This window comes from Actinomadura madurae, assembly GCF_047130825.1.
In the GTDB taxonomy this organism is placed as follows: Bacteria; Actinomycetota; Actinomycetes; order Streptosporangiales; family Streptosporangiaceae; genus Spirillospora; species Spirillospora madurae.
Genome location: NZ_CP083237.1, coordinates 5,088,860 through 5,108,716 on the forward strand (window position 1 = coordinate 5,088,860; position 19,857 = coordinate 5,108,716).

A 19,857-nucleotide genomic window follows, 5' to 3' on the forward strand; every position below is an offset into this window, starting at 1 on the left:
ACCCGCGGCCCATCAGGAGGTTCGCGCCGTCCAGCGGCGGACCACGTCCAGCGCCGTACCGGTGCCGCCCGAGGGGCCGCTGGTCCAGCACGGCTGAGAACGCGAGAACCGAGGCGCCGGGGCGGCCGTCACGCCGACGGCGGAGTCGACGAGGAACCCACGGGCGACGGCTTGGGGGTGGGCCGGTGCTTCCGCGAACGTGAGTACCGGTGTCACACAAGCGTCGGATCCGGCGAAGTGCTCGGCCCACTCGTCACGTGTTCGTGTCAGGAAGACCGCTGCGAACGTCCGAGACAGGTCGGGCCAAGCCGATCGGTCGTTCTGGTTGGGGAGGACCGCGGGATCGAGCCCAAGGCCGGCGACCAGCAACGCGTAGAACTGTGGCTCGATGGACCCGACCGCGACGTACCGCCCGTCGAGGCAGCGATAGGTGCGGTAGAAGGGGGCGTAGCCGTCCAGAATGTTGTTCGCACGGTCGTCGTTCCATATCCCGCGCGAACGTAGCTCGAGGATCGGTACCAGCAGTCCTGCCACCCCGTCGATCATGGCGGCGTCGACGACCTGTCCCTTGCCGGAGCGTTCCCGTTCCCAGAGTGCGGCCAAGATGCCGACCATGAGATACATGGAGCCCCCTCCGTAGTCACCGACCAGGTTCAGCGGCGGAAGCGGAGCGTCCTCGGTGCCGACCGCGTGCAGGGCGCCGGTCGTGGAGATGTAGTTGATGTCGTGCCCTGCGGTGTGCGCCAGTGGACCGTCCTGGCCCCACCCGGTCATCCGTGCGTAGACCAGCCGCGGATTGCGGGCAGTCATGTCGTCGGGGCCGAGCCCCAGTCGTTCGGTCGTCCCGGGACGCAGTCCTTCGATGAGCACATCGCTGAGGCCGATCATCTCGACCACCATGGCCTGATCATCGAACCGCTTGAGGTCGGCGACGACGGACGTGCGTCCCCGCTGGGTGTACAGGCCCGGCGCGAGATCGTCGACCGGTGTGTCGGGGCGAACGACTCGCACGACGTCCGCACCGAGATCCGAGAGTTGCATAGCAGCGTGCGGGCCGGGCCCGATGCCAGCCAACTCGACGACCCGCAACCCGGCCAGCGGCCCGCCCGTCACTGCCAGCCCCCGTCGACCCGAAGGCAGGAACCGGTGACGAACGACGACGCTGACGTCGCGAAGTACAACGCTGCCCCGACGATCTCGTCGGCGTCTGCGCAGCGGCCGAGCGCCACGTGGTTCTCCATCTCCTCCCGCAGCCCCGCTGGCCAGTTGGTCGAGATGTCGGTGAGGAACGGGCCGGCCTGGATCGTGTTGACCCGCACCTTCGGCCCAAAGGTCTTGGCGAAGCCCTCCGTGAGCACATGCAGTGCCCCTTTTGCAGCGGCGTACGGCAAGGCTCTCGGGTGGGGACGGATCGCCTCGATGGAACCGATGTTGATCACCGAACCGCCCTCCGCCGCAGCCATTCGGGTGCCGATGTTGGCGGTGAGCCGGAACGGCCCCCTCAGGTTCACCGCGATCACCTTGTCGAAGAACTGCTCGGACACCTCCGCCACGCTGGGGTAGAGGGGCGAGAGGCCGGCGTTGTTGACGAGGACGTCGACGCGCCCGAACTCATCGTAGACCTGGTCGACCAGGTCGTCGCACTGCGACCAGTTGCTGACGTTGACCGCGACCGGGAGCGTGCGCACTCCGAACTCACTGCTGACACGGTCTGCCAGCTCGACACATTTCTCGAGCTTTCGACTGGCGATGACCGGGCTGGCCCCATGACGGGCGAAGCCGCGGACCATGGCCTCGCCCATTCCCCTGCTCCCACCCGTCACCAGCACGACCTTGCCCTTGAGCTCGTCCATCTGCATCTGTTCCTCCACCTGCGCCTTGCCATCGCCCCGAACGGGCCCGAAAGCCGCCGCGCGGGGCGACTTTCCGCCCATGGTCACGGGCCCGCCTCAGGGGCAGAACTATCGGACCCGCTCGGCGAGCGATTGGAGTGCAGCCGCGTACATGCCGGCGATGACTGGGGCGAGCTTGTTCTCGGCCTGCTCCGACTCTGCCGAGAGCTGCCCCGTCCAGACCACCGTGGTGCCGTGGTCAGTTTGTTGGACGACGATCTCGGCGGCGTAGTGCGTCACCGGAAGGCCGCCGTCCAGGTACTCGTAGGTGAGGGTTCGCGTGGCGTCGTCGACACCGAGGATTCGCTCGCGTGCGTTGGGCCCGCCACGGAGGAGTTCGACGTGGCGTACGTCGCCCTCGACCCAGCTCGACTTCACACCCGGCGTCCACGAAGCCACATTCGCGACGTCGCTCACCACCTGCCAGACGCGATCCGGAGCAGCCTGCAGCGTGATCGACTCCATGACGGACTGACTCATATGGCCGCTCCCGGGGACGCCGATGGTCGCGTGACAACGGCAACCACACGGCTCGAGGCTACGTATCTCACCCAGCCTGGCACTGCACCGCGGCTCGACCCGACAACGTTCCGGGGGACGGAACGAGGAATCCCGGCTCCAGCCAGTCGGTCTAGCGTGAGCCGCTACGTTGCGATGAGTTTCGCGCCGTGTGACTTTCGGCGGAACCGTCCGTGGATGAAGGGCCCTGATGAGCACCAGCGATGTTGATTCTCGTACTCCGGGTGTCGTGATGGTGACAGGTGGTGCAAGCGGCATCGGTGCGGCCGTCGTTCGCCACCTCGCATCCCATCGCTACACCCTGGTCGTCCTGGACATTCAGGACGAGGCCGGTGTAACTGTGGCCGAGGAGACCAACGGTACGTATCTGCACCACGATGTGACCAGGCTGGAGGACTGGCAGGCCAACCTGGCCGCGGCCGTGGATCGGCACGGGAGCATCTACGGACTCGTGAACGCGGCCGGGATAATGACCAAATACCCATTCACTGAGCCCGACGGGTACAAGTTCACGCAGGTCGTAGCGGTGAATCAAGTAGGAACTGCGCTGGGGACCCAGGTCCTCGGCGAGCACATGCGTGACAATGGACGCGGCAGTATCGTGAATATCTCCTCTGCGGGTGCAGTACCTTCGACCCGGAGCACGGATATTGCCTATGTGAGCAGCAAGTGGGGCGTTCGCGGCCTTTCCCGAGTGGCGGCCGTGGCCCTCGCTCCCGAGGGGGTGAGGGTCAACACCGTTCTCCCCGGAATCACGGACACCCCGATGGTCCGGCCCCAGTCCGACGACCCCGTGCCAGATCGTGTCGCGCTCATCGCCAATGCCATTCCGATGCGGCGTCTCGCCGAACCCATCGACATCGCACGCGCGGTCCACTTCTTCATCTCGGACCTCAGTGCGTACTGCGCCGGGTCTGAGCTCCTCGTCGACGGCGGCCTCGGAGCGTAGGTCCGGAGTGGCTGACGGCAAGTGAGCCGCGTAGCCGCAGGAAAGGCCGGAACGGGTGCAGCAGGGCGATCGCCCTTGCCGTCCTGAGCTGCCGCGACTGAGGCCGCAGCGGCTCAGAACGGCCGGCTCAGAACGGCAAGGGCGCGGGTCCCGCGGCGTGTCACGCCCCCAGCAGTGGGACGAAGTCGTCCAGTCGAGAATGCAGCGTGGTGGGGGACAACGGAAGACCCAGGATGAACTGATCGACCCCACGCTCACGCAGCTGGTCCGCGTACTCGTCCACCGGGCCGGTCTTGCGCCCGATCTGCATACCCAGGTAGATGAGGTACCCGTCCCCTCGCTTACGGCCTTGCGACTCGAGCTCGCCGTCCAGGGTCGACAACGCCGAGTCGAGCTCGTCGATCGTCAGGTTCCAGCCGTACCAGCCGTCGTGCTTCGCTGCGCGGCGCAGTGCAGGTCGCGACACACCCCCCACCAGGATGGGCGGGTGGGGTGACTGAGCCGGCTTGGGGTAGGCGAGCGCGTTCTGGAAGTGGAAGAACTCGCCCTCGAAGTTCGAGGTCTCGCTCTCCCACAAGGCCTTGCAGGCAGCGAGGAACTCGTCGGTTCGCCTGCCCCTGGTCGCGAAGTCGATGCCGCAGGCATCGAACTCCTCCTTCATCCAGCCGAGCCCCACACCGTAGTCGAATCGGCCGCCGCTGAGGATGTCGAGAGTTGCGACCTGCTTCGAACGCTCGACCGGGTGCCGCAGCGGCACCACTTCCACGGACGTCCCGAGACGGACGCGCGTCGTTGCGGTCGCCGCTGCCGCAAGGAGGAGCAGCGGCTCGAGGAAGCCCTGCTTCTGGTTGACGATCGCCTTGCCGGACTCGTTGTAAGGGTACGTCGACTCGATCTCGTCGAAGAAGAGGACATGGTCCGGGGCCCAGTAGGAGGCGAAGCCGCGCTCCTCCACCGCCACGGCGGACTCCCGGATGAAGTCGAGACCCCGTCCTGGTCCGCCGTCGATCAGTTGCACCACGCCTATGCGCATCGAACACCCTTCGCTCGTCGGGCTTGTGGGGATCATCTTCTGTTGCCATGGTCGGGTACCCCGGTCCACACAGCCACATCGGTTCCAGTGGTCGGAAGCGTCGGGGCACCGGCAGCTGATCTGGGAAGTGGTCTGTCTGCTGGAACGGGTCGCGTGACCGCCCGCAGCGCTCCATATGGTTGTTCCAACTAACCGGAAGACAGGGGTACGCCAGTGTCGGCAGCAGTGCGTTGGGACGTCGCAGATCGAATCGCAACGATCACGTTCAACCGGCCCGAGGTGGCGAACGCGCAGAACCCCGATACCGAGGCCGAGTTCGTCGACCTGCTGACGCGGGCCGACGAGGACCCCGCGGTGCGAGCAATCGTCATCACCGGCGCAGGCAAGACCTTCTGCGTCGGCGGCGACGCTGCGTACGCGAAGGGGGTCATCGAGGGGTACGGGTGGGCAGGCAGCATTCCACGGCCGATGGAAGCCTTCGCCCTGCGGGTACGCAAGCCGGTCGTGGCAGCGATCAACGGCGCATGCGCCGGCCTCGGGCTGGTCTTCGCCGCGACCTGCGACGTCAGGTTCGCGGCGCGCGGAGCGAACTTCTCCACCGCCTTCGCGCGCCGTGGCCTGCCGGCAGAGCGGGGCCTGTCCTGGACACTGCCGAAGATCGTCGGCTACGGACACGCCAGCGACATCTTGTTGTCCGGCCGCAAGTTCGGCACTGACGAGGCCGAGAGGATGGGCCTCGTCAACCGCGTGGTCGAGCCGGGCGATCTGATGTCCCTGGCCCGTTCCTGGGCGCTGGACGCCGCGGAGAACTGTGCTCCGGGAGCAATGGCGACGATCAAGCGTCAACTGCTCGAGGACTCCGACCGCAGCCTGGCCGAGGCATTGGCGGACGCCGGCGAACGGGCAACCTTGGCCAGCCAGGGAGACGGCGACTTCCGCGAGGGATTCATCAGCTATCTCGAGAACCGCCCCGCAGCATTCGCCGACCTGCCTTCACGCTTCGACGCGAGGGCGTCGTTCGCCCTCTCCACGGATTCCTGACAGCCACCGGCTGCCGTCGACCGCGTCGGTGAAGAGCCCCAGCCTCGGCTCCTCACCGACGCGGTCCGCCGTCGATGGGCAACCACAGCGGCGTCCTACAACGGCGTCCTCAACGGTGCCGATCGGGACCGTCGGGGACACGAATCGGCTGCGGCGACAAGTCCGGCGCTGGCAGGTCGGCCCGCGAGCCGAGAAGCTCAACAGCTACTTCGTGGCCAGCTGGTCGGCAGCCCACACCCGCAGCTCGCGCTTGAGCAGCTTGGCGTTCGCGCTTCGCGGCAAGGGATGATCGTGGATCAGCACCTCGCGCGGGCGCTTGTAAGACGCCAGCTGGGCGCGACAGGTTTCTCGCACCACGTCCTCGTCGAACTCGTCGCCCGACGTCACGATCACTGCGACCGCGGCCTCTCCGAAGCGTTCATCCGGAACACCCACGACCGCTGCCTCAGCGACACCGGGCAGGCGGTGCAGGATGTCCTCGACCTCCTTCGGGTAGATGTTGAGGCCGCCGGAAATGATCATGTCCTTGGTCCGGCCCACCACGGTGATGTGACCGTCCTCCGAGAGGTCGACGAGGTCCCCCGTGTGCAGCCATCCGTCACGGAAGGCCTTCTCGGTCTGGTCCGGATTGCCGAAGTAACCGCGCATCGACGAAGGGGATCGAATCAACAGTTCGCCGCGCCCGCTGTGTCCGATCACACCGTTGTCGTCCCGGATCGCGAGCGAGGTGAACGCGACCGGCCGTCCAGCGCCGCCTTCATGGTCGGCGACCTCGTGCGGTTGGAGGACCGTCGCGATCGTCGGGAACTCGGACAGTCCGTAACCCTGGCAGATCGCGACGGCCGACATCGCCTTGACGCAAACGTCCAGGACCGCACGCGGCACGGGCTCGGCGCCCGTGACCACCCAACGCAGCGAACTGGAATCGAGACGGTCCATCAGGTCCGGGCGCGCGGCGAGCCCGCGCAGAAGGCTTGGGACCAGCATAACGTGGGTGATGTCGTGGTCGACGATAAAGTCCACGATGCTGTGTGCATCCGCCGACCCGGTGCGACGGAGCTCGCAGTATCCGCCGACCGCGACCAACCCGAGCATCAGGTTGTGGAATCCGGCCGCCCAGGACAGGGAAGGGATGACGGCATAGCGGATGTCCGGGGTGAGCTGCAGCGTCACTACCTGGCCGGCCATGTTCCACAGGACGCCGTTGTGTGTGTGCACAGCTGCTTTGGGCAGGCCGGTGGTCCCCGAGCTGTAGTACAGGATGAACGTGTCGTCGAGGTCCGGTCCCGGCTGGGTCAGGAGTGAGACCTCGGTGTCCGCCAACGCCGCGTACTCGACCACGGCCTGCGTGGGCGGCACCGACGTCTCGGCGCCCACCACGACGACGAGCGCGAACTCGTGTTCGAGGCCGGCGATCGCCCGATTGCCGATCTCATCGACGACCAGAGTCCGCGCACCGCTGTCCCGGCACACGTGCGCGATCTCGTTGCCGGTCAGCAGGACGTTCACCGGCACACATACTGCGCCGAGCCGGGCCAGGGCGAAGAACACCTCGACCCACTCGAGCCGGTTCCCGAGCATCACAGCCACATGGTCACCGGCCTGCACACCGTTCTTCTGCAGGCCGGCGGCGACGGTCAGTGCCCGATCACGCAACTCGACGAAGCTCGTGGTCGTCCCCTCGAAGCCGACGGCTGGGCGGCTGCCCGCCGACGTCGACGCGGTGTTGTCCAGGAGGGTGAACACGTTGCGCTGTAGATGCACGGAGCCGGCCCTTCGTTGACGACACCCAGCCGGACCACTACCGCCGGGCCACACGAAGGTAACGAGGCATCCATCGCCACGAGGACCGGCGTTTTACTGGCCGGAACCGACGTCGGAGCTGTCCCGGCAGGCGGCGGTACCGGCGCAAGGTCCATCGACGCTGAGCGAACGCCATCCGGTTGCGCCGACACTTGTCGAGCACGGGCCGGGGTCCACCGCACGCGGAGTCCCCGTCGACCGGGCGGGTTCCTACCTGTAGATCGCGAACGCCTTGTTCGAGTTGAAGATCTCGGTCACCACCAGATCGCTCCACTCGAGTGTGAGCCCGAGCTCATGCACGGCACCGAGAAGGCAGAACCAGTTGAGCATCTCGTGCTGGCCTGCATCAACGATCTCACGGGTGGTGACCGAGGTCCACGCGTCGAAGTCGCCCGCCAGCATCGCCTCGTACAGTTTGACGTCCGACTCGGTGTCTGGACGCATGTGCCAGCCCTTGTCGTAGAGGAAGGCGTGTGACCAACTCGAGGAGGCGACGAGCGCCACCCGCTTGTCTCCCTCGCGCACTGACCTGCCGACCGCCTGCCCCAGCTGGAAGCATCGCAGTGGAGTGGGCCCCGGCGGGTCGGTGTCCTCGTGAGCGTTGATCTCGGCAAAGGGCGCGATCCCGCCGCGGCGGGCGATCACGTGCTCGCCGTAGCAGTTCACCGCGATCGGGATGATCGGGTACGGGAATCGCCTGCCGACGTTGTCGAAGTCGAGAAAGATCTGTGTGTTGGCGAACGCGTGCGGAAAATTGATGCCCGGACGTGGCTCGTAGGAGTAGGCGACATCGATGCCGGAGGTAATGAGATCGCCGGCCAGCTTCTTCGCCGGCTCCGGCGCGCCCTGCATCGTGAAGCTCTGCCCGTCCGGCAGGCCCCAGGCGTTCGGCAGGCCCATCCGGCCCAGAACGCCGAACGGGTCGACCTTCGTGTCCTCGTAGGCGAGCACGCAGAACGAGGGGATCACCTCCTCACGGAAGTTCTCGTACTGATCGTCACCCCACACGATCAGGACGTCCGGCGCGAACTCGTCCAAGGCCGCCCGGCAGCGGTCGAGGTCCTTGCGCAACGCCGCGCGATGGCCCGCGGCCGCGGCGACGCCGCTGTCATCGCCCCACTCCTGCTTGGCGAGCTCCGACCAGAGGGTCGGGTCCTTCGCCGCTGCGGGAATATCGGGGTCCTGCATCGACGACTTGAGCAGCGCAGCCATGTACTCGTCCTTGGCGAGCAACAACGGGTAGTGGGTCATTCCGAGACCCAGTACATCTCCCACAGCACAGTCTCCGCTCGATCGACGACACCTCGTCCGCCGAGTGTTCACCGAGGGAGCCGTGGTCGTCCACACCTCGTTCTGTTGGCTGGCACGCCCGTGCGGGTTCGTCTCCAGGGTCCGGAAGATCAGAGCCGAGCCGCTGGGCTCACCTGCGGATATCGACCCGACCACCTCATCCGACGCGGAGCTGGCTGGTTCACGCTCGAGCGGTCGCTGTCGCGGTCGCCGTGAAGACCTCGGTACCGTCCTGGTTCACGGTGCTCACCGTCGCAGTGACCACAGCCGCTTCCCCCTCAGGTTCCACCGAGAGCACGGTCATCGTCGAGGTCAGGGTGTCGCCAGGCCACACCTGCGCGCGGAATCGTCCTCCGAAGCTGGTCAGGTTGGCGATCCCGAAGGTGTCGGTGACCACCCTCCCGGTGAGTGCCATGGTCAACATGCCGTGGGCGAAGACTGTGGGGAATCCGGCCACCTCCGTCGCGAAGCGTTCGTCGGAGTGCAGCGGATTGAAGTCACCGGACGCGCCGGCGTACTGGACGATCTGGGTGCGGGTCAGGTCCGTGACCACCTCGGCGACGAAGCGGTCGCCGACCGCGAAACGGGGGAATGTCATTTCGTCTCCGGCTGATTCTCGGTGCGAACGCCCACCAGCCTGGCCGTGACGACCGGCGCACCCTGCGTGTCGCGATAGACGGTGATGGTTTCCGAGAAGACCAATCTGCCGCCTCGCCTGCCGTCCTTCTCCCAAGTGGCTCCCTCTGTGACGTCGGCAGTCAGCACGTCACCGACCACCAGAGGTCGGTGATAGACGAAGTGCTGCTCGGCGTGCAGGACGCCGTACCTCCGCTCGTCCTTGACGCCAGATCCCGATGCAGAGCCGAACCAGGGGGCGTCCGGGTGCGGACGTAGCGGATAGTCGGGGTCGTAGTGGGCGCTGGCCTGCACGAACGTCGGTGGAGCAGCGACGGCGCCGAGCCCCGCTTCGAGCGCGGCGTCCGCCACGCGGTACACCGGGTTCTCGTCGCCAATCGCCTGCACGAATGTGAGAACCTGCCCTGCTTCGATAGGAAAACGTCCGATGGACATGGACCCCGCGTCTCCTTGAACGATCGCGTCGCCGCGGATCAGTGAATGTCGTAGGGGATGATCAGCTCTTCGCCGTCCCACTGCTGGGCTGCCTCGCGCACCTTCGCATAGATGTCCCGGAGGGCATCGCTCTCGGGATACAGCTCGAGCATGTGTCCCGTCGTGGCCCGCGTGTCGATGTAGGCGACGCGGTCGTCTTGCACCGCCATCTCCATGACCACCTCGTAGCCTGCGGCGGCGTACTGGGCAAGCTCGGCGTAGTAGTCGGCAGAGAATGCCGCGATGTGGTGAAAACCTTGTTCACCTTTGGCATAGACGTCTCGATAGGCCGAGGGACCGTCGGAGTGCTGACAGATCAGCTCCACCATCAGCTCGCCGGCCTGTGCGAATGCCACCTGAGTGACCACCTCCTGCGGCTTACCTCGGTACAGCACGTCGTGCATCGGATGGACGTCCATGAACATGAACGGTCCGGTCCGGTACAGCTCGTGGAACCGCTGGCATGCGTCGAGAATGTCCTCGACAACGTAGGCGTTCTGGACGACGGTGAGCGGCGGCAAGGAGGGCTTCATTGTCGGGAATCTAATAGCGACTCGACCGTCTCGGCAGCCGCGGTCCATCGGCCGGAACGCGCGGCGCAGGCTCCCCGGCCGTCCGCAACACACGACTACCGGTGATCGGACGCCGGCGCGCAGGATGCTCGGCGGCCGAGCAGGCTCTCGCTCGCAAGTCGGCAACGCGGATCGAACGGCCAGGGAGGACGCGGGGCCCGCAGGCCATCGGCCACTCCCGGGGAACCCGTTGGCGGGAGATGGCGTTCAGGACGTTCCCGCCGCTGCCGCCTTGATGGTGTCGGTCATACGCTTGCTCGACACGTGCGCAGACAGGCCGCCATCAACCGTGATCTCGGCCCCGCTGACGAAGCTCGACTCGTCGGAAACCAGGTACACCACGAGCGGGGCGATCTCGTCCGCGGTCCCGAGCCTGCCCAATGGGGTGTCGAGGACTGCGGCTTCGAGGAACTCTCGCGTCGCGGGGGCGTGGATGGGTGTGTCGATCAGGCCGGGGAAGATGCCGTTGACGCGAATTCCACGGTCGCCGAACTCGAGCGATGCAGCCCTGTTCAAACCGCGCAGCGCCCACTTGCTGATCGTGTACGGCGCCGACAGGAACCCGCCCAGGCCGGCCAGGGACACGACGTTGACGATCGAGCTGCCCGAAGGCATGAGACGCAGAAGGGTCTGGATTCCGATCAGTGCACCGGTCAGGTTCACCGCGAAGCACGCGTTGAGATCGGCAACACTGACGTCGGGCAACCGGTGACGCGAGGCGACGCCGGCGTTGTTCACGACGGCGTCCACCCGTCCATAGCGGTCCGCGAGCTCGTCGCGCAGAGACGCCCAGTCCTGCTCGAGGGGAAGTCCAGATGCCGGTAGTACATTGCGCCGGGACCGTCCCAGGACTCTGTGACCGACGATCCCTCATCATCGAGCACGTCGGTCAGCCATACCTCGGCACCCTCCCGCGCCAGCTACTCGGCGTCGGTGCGCCCCTGACCCCGAGCGGCGCCAGTGACCACAACGACCTTGTCCTGCACACGTCCTGGCATCGATGTCCTCTCCTGTTTCGTCCGGAGGGTCGGCCGACCGGCAGGTCCTCGAGCGACCGATGACGGGGGTCACCGCCGCACTTGGCCTACGATGTCGAGTCTCGGCCTGCTGCCCTCCGCGGTGCATCCCCAGTGGCAGCGACGACCGAGGGGTGATCCCTGAAGGTGAGAACTGCCCCGGCCAGCAGGTCGGGCGCCTCATAGGCCGGGAAGTGACCGCCGCGCTCCATGGGCAACCATTGCACGATGGGGTAGGCCTGTTCGACGAGTGAGAGCGGCGGGGGAAAGCCGATGGCTTCGTGGAAGTGCGCGTACCCCACCGGAACCTCGAGACGATGGGGGAAGCCGCTGGGCTCGGAGGCCGACCCGTAGTACGTCATCGTCGAGCTGGCGATGGTCCCGGTCAGGATGTAGAGCATCACGATGTCGACGAGCTCGTCGAGGGAGAGCACGTCCTCAATGTCCTCGGGCACGGCGAGCTGAGACCAGGCGACGTACTTCTCGAGCATCCAGGCCGCGGTACCGACGGGGCTGTCGGAGAGCCCGATGCCGAGCGTAACCGGTCTGGTGGTCTGCTGGTGGTGATATCCCATCCCGTCCCACGCCGCTTTCTGGCGGCGCTCGGCCCAGGCCAGCTCCTCCGGAGTCGTCGGTGTGGATCCCTCGAGCAGTCGGAACAGAAGGTTCACGTGCACCGCTACGCATGACTGCGCGTGATCGCAGCCCAGCCAGCCGGCCACCGCTGCACCGATGTCACCGCCGTGCGCGACGTAGCGGTCGAATCCCAGATGCTCGGTCATCAGGTGGTTCAGCTGTGCCGCGATCGCTCGTGGCCCGCTGGGCTCGACGAGTGGTGAGGAAAAGGCGTAGCCGGGCAACGAGGGCACGATGACCTCATATCCGGCGGTCGTCAGTCGATCGACGACCCGATCGTATTCGTGATAGCTCGCCGGCCATCCGTGGAGCAGCAGGATGGGCACCGGCGAGACGCGCTCGTCCGGCAGCTCATGGACGAACTGCACGGTCTGGCCGTCGACCTGTGCCGTGAAGTGGCGGTGTCGCAACAACCGCTCGTGCGCAGTGGACCACGACCACTCCGTCGCCCAGTGTTCGCACACTCGCTGAAGGAATCCTCGCTCGATGCCCGCGGCCCACCCCAGGTCGGGGACCAGCGACCAGTCGAAGTTGAGCACACGCTCAAGGACCTTGTCCACCTCGACCGGTGACACCACGAACTCGAACGGCTCGATCGTCATCGCGCTCCCCCTGCGAGGTGTTGTGAAGTGAGACAACGCTATGACCTACGCCCAGGTGGCGAAAGGCAAATTCCATCCGACGGAACGGGTGGGCTGCCGTACGCATGCGCCTGGCAGCAAGGACGGTTCCGGGCGCAGAGACGCTGCGGTCGATCTCGCACGCCATCGGTTGCCGGGCGTCGGACAGGCGGACCGACATGGAGCCCGCACCTCCCGGAACTACCTCATCCTGCCGGCGCCGCACCCGTCTTCTTCGCCGGTACGCCTGGTGCGGGCACGAACCCGTACACCGGGTCGAACTCCCGAGGCATGACCACGACTTCGATCGAGAGGCCGTCCGCGGTGGTGAGGTAGGTTCCTCCGACGTATGACGGCAGCGCTCGGCGCAGGCGGCAGCCCAGCTCGGTCAGTGCCGCGACGGCGGCCACGGCGTCGGTCTGGTCCCGATAGCCGATCGCGACGTTCAGGAACCCCTGGTCGCTGAGGAGGTGTCCGGCCTCGTACGGCCGACCGGCCGGGTCCCGGTACTGAAGGACCTCGAGAAAGATGTCGCCGTCGGTGAACACCGCGATGTCGCGCCGTGCGCCGGCCAGACCCCACAGCCTTTCGTCCTCGGGGCCGTGGAGAAGGTCGTCAGGAACGCGCGTCAGCCCCAGGCCGGCGAACACTGCGCACGCCCTGGTGATGTCAGGTACCGAGGCCGCCGCATATCGCACGCCGACGTCCGAGTCGCGAACATGCTCGCGCGATGAGTCGGCGCGAGCGTCGGGTGCTTCACAGATCTCGACGACGACCTGCGAGCCGGGTTCGCGGCAACAGACGCGCCTCCTGCCGTCGGGGCCCGCGGCCGGTTCGGTCAGGGTGGCGACGCCGGCCTGACCGAGCCGACGCAGTGTCGCGTCGAAGTCCGCCACCTCCGCCCCCCAACGAACCCACCCGTGGTCACTGGCAAGACGCCCGGGGCTGACCGGCCGTGGTTTCGGCGTCGTGTGCGTGATCAGCTCGAGTTGTGCGAAGTCCTGATGGCCGACCGCCCAGGTCACCATCAGCCCGGTGTCCGCGCCGGTCGGCAGATCCTGGAGTGTGGCAATGAACTCGCCCCAGAAGGGGCGGCTGCCTGCCCACTCGAAACCGAGCTCCTGGGTGTAGAAGCGAGTCGAGTGCGCTGGGTCGAGCGTGCACATGGCAATTTGACAGATTCGAGCACCGCTCGTCGTCACGGTCCCCCCTGATCATTGTCGGGCGCATGCGATGGCCGAACGTAGTGGGTGGTGCAGCCCGCCGGTGGACGTCATTCCAACCGCCGGAATATGTGGTCGTGACGACCTGCACCGGCTGCCACGATCCCGAGACGGCGTCGCGGCAAGCGAGGCCCACAGAGGTCGAGGACAGAGGGTGAGCCCCCTGTCGGATGAAGGAGAGCGCATGGCCGGACGACTCGAGAACAAGGTTGCAATCGTCTCCGGCGGTGCTCGCGGATTGGGCGGTGCGATCGTCGAGGTCTTCGCTGCCGAGGGCGCGCGAGTCGTCGTCGCCGACGTACTCGTGAACGAAGGCGAGGCACTCGCCGCCGAGCTGCGCGGGGCCGGGCACGAGGTGGCCTTCCGGCAGGCGGACGTGAGTAACGCAGACGACTGGCGCGGGCTCGTCGCAACGACGATCGAGACCTTCGGAAGCCTCACAACCCTGGTCAACAACGCAGGGATCTACCTCGCAGGCGGTCTCGAAGAGGAGACAGCTGACAGCTGGGACCGGATGATCGCTGTCGACCAGACAGGCGTCTTCCTGGGGATGCAGACGTCGATGCCGGCACTCGAGGCCAGCGGCAACGGCTCCGTCGTCAACATTTCGTCGGTCGCCGCGATCCTCGGGTCGGTACGTGCGTTCGGCTATCACGCAGCGAAGGGCGCCGTGCTGTCCATGACCAGCGCTGCGGCCGTCGAGTATGCGCAGCGCAACGTCCGGATCAACACGGTACTGCCAGGTCGGATCGAAGCCCCCAGCCATGCCCTCACCCGGCCGCAGGACTCGATGGCTGCCCGCGTGCCGATGGGCAGGAAGGGTGAGCCGCGTGACATCGCCTATGCATGCCTCTACCTCTGCTCGGACGAGGCGAACTACGTCACGGGAGTGCAACTGCACATTGATGGCGGAATGACGGCTGCCTGACCTCCTGCCGTACTACGCCGCCTGCTCACAGCGATCTGCGGGACGGCGCCCGGATTCGCATGGCGTCCGTAATCGAGCACACGGCCCCCGGAGAACGTGACCGGACGGTTCCGGCACCACGCCGGCGATCGGCTGCGCCTGGCGACCTCGTCGCTGGACATGCGCCCGAGTGGGGTTCAGTGACGTCCATCAGAGTGGTATGCGACCGGCCGGGCGACGGGCGAGGCGGCCACCGCGACTTCGACACCCGCGCCGGCACCATCGACGTGGCGATCCCCAAGCTGCGCAACGGCTCTCACTTCCCGACCGGTTATGGGAGCCTCGCCGCCGCGCCGAACGAGCACTGACCACGGTCGTGGCGACCTGCTACCTGCTCGGGGTCTCGACCCGGCGGATGGAGAAGCTGGTCGAGTCCCTCGGGATCACCCGGCTGTCCAAGTCGCAGGTCTCGGTCATGGCTGCCGAGCTCGACGCGCAGGTCGCCGACTTCCGGTCCCGCCCGCTCGACGCCGGGGCCTACACCTTCCTCGCCGCGGAACGCGCTCGTGCTCAAGGTCCGCGAGGGCGGACGGATGTCGACGTCCACGCCCTGCTCGCGACCGGGGTCAACACCGACGGACACCGGGAGATTTTCGGCCTGCAGGTGTCCTCTGCTGAGGACGGCGCCGGCTGGCTCGGGTTCTTCCGCGACCTCACCGCCCGCGGCCTGACCGGGGTCAAACTCGTCACCAGCGACGCCCATCGGAACCTGGTCGCCGCCATCGGCGCCACCCTGCCCGGTGCGACCTGGCAGCGCTGCCGCACCCACTGAAGCCGTAAAAGATCAAGTCGTCGGCGTGTCGGTTCCCGCTGTTGTTCGGTGCGGATGCCGCGGTGAGCAGCGCGGCGAAACGCTCCTTGCCGTCGCAACTAAAGATCACGCGTCGTCGTCACATACCACGCCAGCGGACTTGACCCGCGGTTCCGGGAACGACCCGATACGGACCGAGCGCTCTCCGCAGCGGGAAGGGCGCCGGCGAACCGGAGCCCTCGCGACGAAGGCCCGCCACCGGCGCGCCCGCAGCCTCCGGTCAGTTCAGTTCGCGGGACGAGAAGCCCAGAAGGTTGCGCGCGATGAGCAGGCGGAGGACGACTCCGGGACCCTCGTAGATGTCGGTGATCCGCGAGTCCCGAAGTGCGCGCTCGAGGAAGTGGTCCCTCGAAGTGCTGCTCGGGCCCAGCAGGCGAAAGCACTCGGGGATGAGTGCGCGGGCCATCCCGGCACACACGACCTTGGCGATCGCCGCTTGGACCTTGTCCGGCCCGTGCTGCTCCATGAACCACATACTGTGCAGCAGAGTCAGGTACCCCGCCTCGTACTCGGCCTCGAGCTCGATGTAACGCTGCACGTCTGCGTTGAGGTCGCCGGGCGCGCGCCAGTAGTCGATCTCGAGCCCGTCGGCGACCAGCGCATCGCGGACGATGTCGAGCGCAGCACGGGTGAGTCCCAGCGCCTCCGCGCCCATCAGCGCGCGGGTTCCGTTGAATGTGCTCAGCGCGCTGGTGAGGCTTCCGCCGAGGCGGTTCTCCTCGGGGATCCGGTAGTCCTCCAGTGAGAAGCTACCCAGATCGCGGTCACGGATGCCGAGCTTCTTGTACTGCTTGCCGAGGCGGAAACCGGGTCTGTTCTTCTCCACCATGAAAAGGCCGATGCTGCCATGCTGCTTCTCCGAGCCCACACGCGCAAGCGTCAAGATCGCTTCCGCCTCCTCGACGAACGAGATGAAGATCTTCTCTCCGTTGAGGACCCACTCCTTCGTGCCCTCGTCGAAGACGGCAGTGGTGCGCATTCCGGCCGGATCCGATCCAGCGCCGGACTCGGTCATCCCCCATGCGAGAAACCCGTAGTCCGCTCCCCACTTTCGATTCTGTTCCTCATCGCCCACGGCGGCCAGCAGCAGCTTCGAGATGTTCGCGTCGAACCCGTCAGCACCGGCCGGGCGAGGGAAGAAGGGCTTGGCCCCGTAGTTCTCCTGGACGTAGATCAGCGCGTCCATCACCATCCAGCCGCTCGTCTGATCGAGCACCTCCCGCAACTGTGCCCGGACGTTGGGAAAGTCCGCCTCTTCGGGGATCGGGTACAGCTCGCTGCTGGGTACCGTGTGGTCCTGCGGCCTGTCGAAGCGGCGCGAGTAGGTGCGGTACACCTCGGCCTGCCGCGCAACCTCGCCGAGCAGGCCCGCTTCGACGTCGTTCAGGTCCAGGTCAATCACGATGATCCTCCGAGTCCGTATTTGAGTTGAGTCGCCGTCGAAAGGCGGGAACCCCGACACGATGCGGCGGACATCTCGACGCCGCCGCTCTGCCCGCCGACGTGAGGATGTCGAAAGGCGTCGTCTGTGGGCGTGTCAGGGCGGTCAGGTGCGTGCACCTCACGGACTCGGCCGACTGCATGTGGACCATCCTCGGTGACCCGACGACCCGTGTGAACAGTCCGGATCGGTGTCCGCCCGACTGTAGGGCCAAGAAGCACGGAGCCGACGACGCGGTTCCAGACGTCGGAACTCCGGTCCTACGTGACACGGCCGACGGGGCTCCCAGGCGGACCGCTGTGATTCCGCTCGTCGGAATGGCGGCTGACGTCCGCCAGGGGACGGGCGGAGCATCGGGGGATGATCCGGAGAGCGGGGCCGCCGCAGCCGCACTGTTGAGGCAGCGTCTCGGTGACCGCCACCGGCCCCTTGGCGATCCTGAAGCGCTTCGACGGCGTCGGTGTTGTCACTCTCAATCGTCCGCACGCGATGAACGCCGTCAACGCGGACCTCAGCGCGGCCGTCGGCGCTGCGCTGGACGAGCTGGACGCAGATGCCGCCCTGTCCGTCGGCATCGTGACGGGCGCCGGTCGCGCGTTCTGTGCAGGCGCCGACCTCAAGGCTGTCCGCGCCGGCCAGTCGGTCCTTGCTCCCGGGCGCGAAGACTGGGGTTTCGTGGGCTCCATCGACGGGGTGCGAACGAGCTCCTCTCCTCGCCGAGCAGCCGACCGGCGACATCCGGTGCCGCTTGGGCTGGCCCGACGCTGATCTGGGAGACGTTCCGGGGGCTGTGATCGAGGCCGGCGAGGGCGGCGTCCATGTCGTAGCTCATCAAGGACGTCGCAGGAGTCACCCCTCCAGCGCACCTGATTCTCCGGCGGTACGACGGCTCAGGGCCAGGGCGGCAGTGGTGAGACGAAGCCACGACACCGCGGAGCTCGACAGAGCGTGTCTTGCCGACCGAGACCCCCGCAGTCCGCTCCAGGACGGCGGCCCGCCGGTCCCCAGAGCTCGGTTAGTTGCCGACCACGATGGTCAGGTCCGCCCGAGCGGCGGGTAGAGGACAACCCCGGCGACCTCGCGGGCCCTGTCGCAGACCGCTGCCTGGTCGTCGTCCGGAGTGACCTCGAACATGCTCGTCCGCCTTCTGGGTCGGTCAGGAATGAGGCCACCGCACGGTCAGCAGCGGTCTACTCAGGATTGGGAGGACACAATTGTGACCTGAGCTCGTGTTTCTTGATCTTCATGCTCGCAGTCCTCGGCATGTCGTCGACGAAATGAATCTGTGAGGGCCGCTTGTACCCGGCGAGGCGCCCCTCGATGAAGCCGAGTACGTCCGTCGCAGTCAGGCTCGCCTCGCTGCGCAACCGGATTGCAGCTGTGACAGCCTCGCCCCACCTCTCATCGGGACGGCCGAACACGGCAGCTTCTGCGACTCCGGGGTGATCGAGAAGTACTTGTTCGACCTCGACTGGGTAGACGTTCATCCCGCCAGAGTTGATCATCTCTGACAGACGCCCACCGGTGAGGTAGCAGTATCCGTGCTCGTCAATGATTCCGATGTCGCCTGTCCTGTAGCGGTCGCCCTGCAGGACCTGTGCGGTGTCCGCGGGCCTGTTCCAGTACTCCGCAAATAGGGTCGAGCACTCCGCGACCAGCTCACCGAGTCGGTCGGAGCCCAGCGGTAGCTCGACGCCCTCCTCGTCCACGGCTCGGACGCGCGCAAAGGGTGTGCTCCGTCCGACCGTCATGATGGGGTCGTCGGCGAGGCAGTGCGGTGATCTGTCGCTGGGCGTCGTGGCTGTAATTGCTGCACCACCGGACTCGGTCATGCCCCACACCTCCACGACCTTCGGGCCGCACAGATCGATCAGCTCCGCGAACACCTCTCGACGCGGAGGCGCAGCTCCGTGCAGAACGGTCGTCAAATTCTCGATCACGGACGGGTACTTGCGGCCGAGCTCGATGAACTGAGGCATCAGAGGAGAGGGCACGTAGGTCAATGTCGACCGATCCTGCGCCATTCGCCGGAACCATTCTTCTGGGTCGAGCTTGGCGAAGATACGAGTGGATCCGCCAGTGATCACGCTCGAGTACACATGGCCGGTCATCGCACCGGCGAAGGAGAAGCTCCCGGAGAAGCACAGCACGTTGTAGGGGCGGATGCCGAGGTTCACGCAGCCCTGCAGCGTTGCCGTGAGCTGGCGACCATGGAGCATCACGGCCCCCTTCGGCACACCGGTCGTGCCGCTGGTGTAGGAAATCGTGAAAGGATCAGCAGGCGCCAGGTTGTCCCCCGGTGGCGTGGCAGCGGCGTTCGCCAGGACTTCCTCATAGGACAGCGCCCCAGAGGGGCGCGCACCGTCACCGATGGTCAGGACCTTGACGTCCGGGATGAGTCCGAGCCCCTCCACTGCCTCGGACAGACCGTCCGTGTGCACGAGAGCCCGGACACCGCTGTCATTCAGAATGACGAGCATCTCCGGGTTTGCGAGCCGTCGATTGACCGTGACCGAGACGAATCCGCCGATCGCACACGCGAAATAGGGCTCCATCGATTCGAGCTGATCCTCGACAAGAACCGCGACACGGTCGCCAGCGACGAGCCCGAGTCCCGCCAGCGCGTTGGCCAGTCGGCACGCGCGGTCGACCTGGTCGCTGAAGGACCGCTCGGTGTCTCCGAAGCGAACCGCCACTCTGTCCCGATAGCGGCGTCCTGCACCCAGCAGCGCATCGCGCATAGTCAGCATCGCTACTCCTCAGCTCTGCCTCGGTCGGCCTCGCACCCACGGTCGGACAGCACACGCTAGGTCTTGCGAAGGCCTCCGCCCCTTGTGGTTCCGATCACCGGAAAGCATCGACGTCCCTGCATTCCTGCGTGCGCTGTTCACGGAGAGCATTCGGGGGTGTGCAGCAACATGACGGCTCACCCCT

20 protein-coding genes are annotated in these 19,857 nt (G+C 66.5%); 6 read left to right on the top strand and 14 right to left on the bottom strand.

All coding sequences use genetic code 11. The annotated features are described in order from the left end of the window. Positions 1-12 precede the first annotated feature (12 nt). Genes K8Z49_RS22930 through K8Z49_RS22940 form a run of 3 tightly spaced genes read right to left on the bottom strand, consistent with a single transcriptional unit; the run spans position 13 to position 2,357 of the window. Entirely contained in the window at positions 13-1,113 is a 1,101-nt protein-coding gene (locus tag K8Z49_RS22930) for a CaiB/BaiF CoA transferase family protein (protein ID WP_412520757.1), read from the bottom strand. Next, a complete protein-coding gene (locus K8Z49_RS22935; RefSeq protein WP_412521132.1) occupies positions 1,110-1,934 on the bottom strand; it encodes an SDR family NAD(P)-dependent oxidoreductase in 825 nt (274 codons plus the stop codon). Before K8Z49_RS22935 ends, K8Z49_RS22930 begins: the two co-directional genes overlap by 4 nt. Positions 1,935-1,961: 27 nt before the next feature. Then, entirely contained in the window at positions 1,962-2,357 is a 396-nt protein-coding gene (locus tag K8Z49_RS22940) for an SRPBCC family protein (protein ID WP_412520759.1), read from the bottom strand. A 244-nt stretch (positions 2,358-2,601) separates the two neighbouring features. Here K8Z49_RS22940 and K8Z49_RS22945 point away from each other — a divergent pair, with 244 nt between their 5' ends. Further along, positions 2,602-3,360: an SDR family NAD(P)-dependent oxidoreductase gene (locus K8Z49_RS22945; RefSeq protein WP_412520761.1), complete on the top strand. Its 759-nt coding sequence runs from the start codon at positions 2,602-2,604 to the stop codon at positions 3,358-3,360. A gap of 160 nt (positions 3,361-3,520) precedes the next feature. On the opposite strand, the gene K8Z49_RS22950 is transcribed toward K8Z49_RS22945, so the two are convergent. Further along, on the bottom strand, positions 3,521-4,393 hold the full coding sequence (locus K8Z49_RS22950) for a TIGR03619 family F420-dependent LLM class oxidoreductase (protein ID WP_412520763.1): 873 nt from the start codon (positions 4,391-4,393) through the stop codon (positions 3,521-3,523). 225 nt (positions 4,394-4,618) lie between these two features. Here K8Z49_RS22950 and K8Z49_RS22955 point away from each other — a divergent pair, with 225 nt between their 5' ends. Beyond that, on the top strand, positions 4,619-5,434 hold the full coding sequence (locus K8Z49_RS22955) for an enoyl-CoA hydratase-related protein (protein ID WP_412520765.1): 816 nt from the start codon (positions 4,619-4,621) through the stop codon (positions 5,432-5,434). 204 nt (positions 5,435-5,638) lie between these two features. Here the strand turns inward: K8Z49_RS22955 and K8Z49_RS22960 are convergent, their stop codons facing one another. The 8 genes from K8Z49_RS22960 to K8Z49_RS22995 form a co-directional block, all read right to left on the bottom strand. Next, positions 5,639-7,198, bottom strand: coding sequence for a class I adenylate-forming enzyme family protein (locus K8Z49_RS22960; RefSeq protein WP_412520767.1), 1,560 nt, complete (start codon positions 7,196-7,198; stop codon positions 5,639-5,641). A 249-nt stretch (positions 7,199-7,447) separates the two neighbouring features. Next, positions 7,448-8,488, bottom strand: coding sequence for a hypothetical protein (locus K8Z49_RS22965; protein ID WP_412520769.1), 1,041 nt, complete (start codon positions 8,486-8,488; stop codon positions 7,448-7,450). A 220-nt stretch (positions 8,489-8,708) separates the two neighbouring features. After that, on the bottom strand, positions 8,709-9,125 hold the full coding sequence (locus tag K8Z49_RS22970; RefSeq protein WP_412520771.1) for a MaoC family dehydratase: 417 nt from the start codon (positions 9,123-9,125) through the stop codon (positions 8,709-8,711). Continuing rightward, complete coding sequence (locus K8Z49_RS22975; protein WP_412520773.1) at positions 9,122-9,598, bottom strand: FAS1-like dehydratase domain-containing protein; 477 nt, start codon at positions 9,596-9,598, stop codon at positions 9,122-9,124. The genes K8Z49_RS22970 and K8Z49_RS22975 overlap by 4 nt, the downstream gene beginning before the upstream one ends. 38 nt (positions 9,599-9,636) lie before the next feature. Then, a complete protein-coding gene (locus K8Z49_RS22980; RefSeq protein ID WP_412520775.1) occupies positions 9,637-10,170 on the bottom strand; it encodes a VOC family protein in 534 nt (177 codons plus the stop codon). Positions 10,171-10,416: 246 nt separating this feature from the next. Beyond that, positions 10,417-11,076 (bottom strand): SDR family NAD(P)-dependent oxidoreductase, encoded by a 660-nt coding sequence (locus tag K8Z49_RS22985; protein ID WP_412521134.1) that lies wholly within the window; start codon positions 11,074-11,076, stop codon positions 10,417-10,419. A 217-nt stretch (positions 11,077-11,293) separates the two neighbouring features. Further along, a complete protein-coding gene (locus K8Z49_RS22990; protein ID WP_412520777.1) occupies positions 11,294-12,463 on the bottom strand; it encodes an epoxide hydrolase family protein in 1,170 nt (389 codons plus the stop codon). A 224-nt stretch (positions 12,464-12,687) separates the two neighbouring features. Further along, positions 12,688-13,683, bottom strand: coding sequence for a VOC family protein (locus K8Z49_RS22995; protein ID WP_412520779.1), 996 nt, complete (start codon positions 13,681-13,683; stop codon positions 12,688-12,690). A gap of 205 nt (positions 13,684-13,888) precedes the next feature. Between K8Z49_RS22995 and K8Z49_RS23000 the strand changes: the two genes are divergently transcribed. From K8Z49_RS23000 to K8Z49_RS23010, 3 genes are all read left to right on the top strand, one after another. Next, positions 13,889-14,632: an SDR family NAD(P)-dependent oxidoreductase gene (locus K8Z49_RS23000; protein WP_412520781.1), complete on the top strand. Its 744-nt coding sequence runs from the start codon at positions 13,889-13,891 to the stop codon at positions 14,630-14,632. Between the two features lie 179 nt (positions 14,633-14,811). Beyond that, positions 14,812-14,979, top strand: coding sequence for a transposase (locus K8Z49_RS23005; RefSeq protein WP_412520783.1), 168 nt, complete (start codon positions 14,812-14,814; stop codon positions 14,977-14,979). 8 nt (positions 14,980-14,987) lie between these two features. Beyond that, positions 14,988-15,443 carry a transposase gene (locus tag K8Z49_RS23010; RefSeq protein ID WP_412520785.1) on the top strand — a complete coding sequence of 152 codons (456 nt, stop codon included), beginning with the start codon at positions 14,988-14,990 and terminating at the stop codon, positions 15,441-15,443. Between the two features lie 259 nt (positions 15,444-15,702). On the opposite strand, the gene K8Z49_RS23015 is transcribed toward K8Z49_RS23010, so the two are convergent. Beyond that, positions 15,703-16,884, bottom strand: a complete 1,182-nt coding sequence (locus K8Z49_RS23015) for an acyl-CoA dehydrogenase family protein (RefSeq protein WP_412520787.1) — start codon at positions 16,882-16,884, stop codon at positions 15,703-15,705. A 450-nt stretch (positions 16,885-17,334) separates the two neighbouring features. Between K8Z49_RS23015 and K8Z49_RS23020 the strand changes: the two genes are divergently transcribed. Continuing rightward, positions 17,335-17,691 carry an enoyl-CoA hydratase-related protein gene (locus tag K8Z49_RS23020; protein ID WP_412520789.1) on the top strand — a complete coding sequence of 119 codons (357 nt, stop codon included), beginning with the start codon at positions 17,335-17,337 and terminating at the stop codon, positions 17,689-17,691. 422 nt (positions 17,692-18,113) lie between these two features. On the opposite strand, the gene K8Z49_RS23025 is transcribed toward K8Z49_RS23020, so the two are convergent. After that, a complete protein-coding gene (locus K8Z49_RS23025; protein WP_412520791.1) occupies positions 18,114-19,673 on the bottom strand; it encodes a class I adenylate-forming enzyme family protein in 1,560 nt (519 codons plus the stop codon). Between the last annotated feature and the right edge of the window lie 184 nt (positions 19,674-19,857).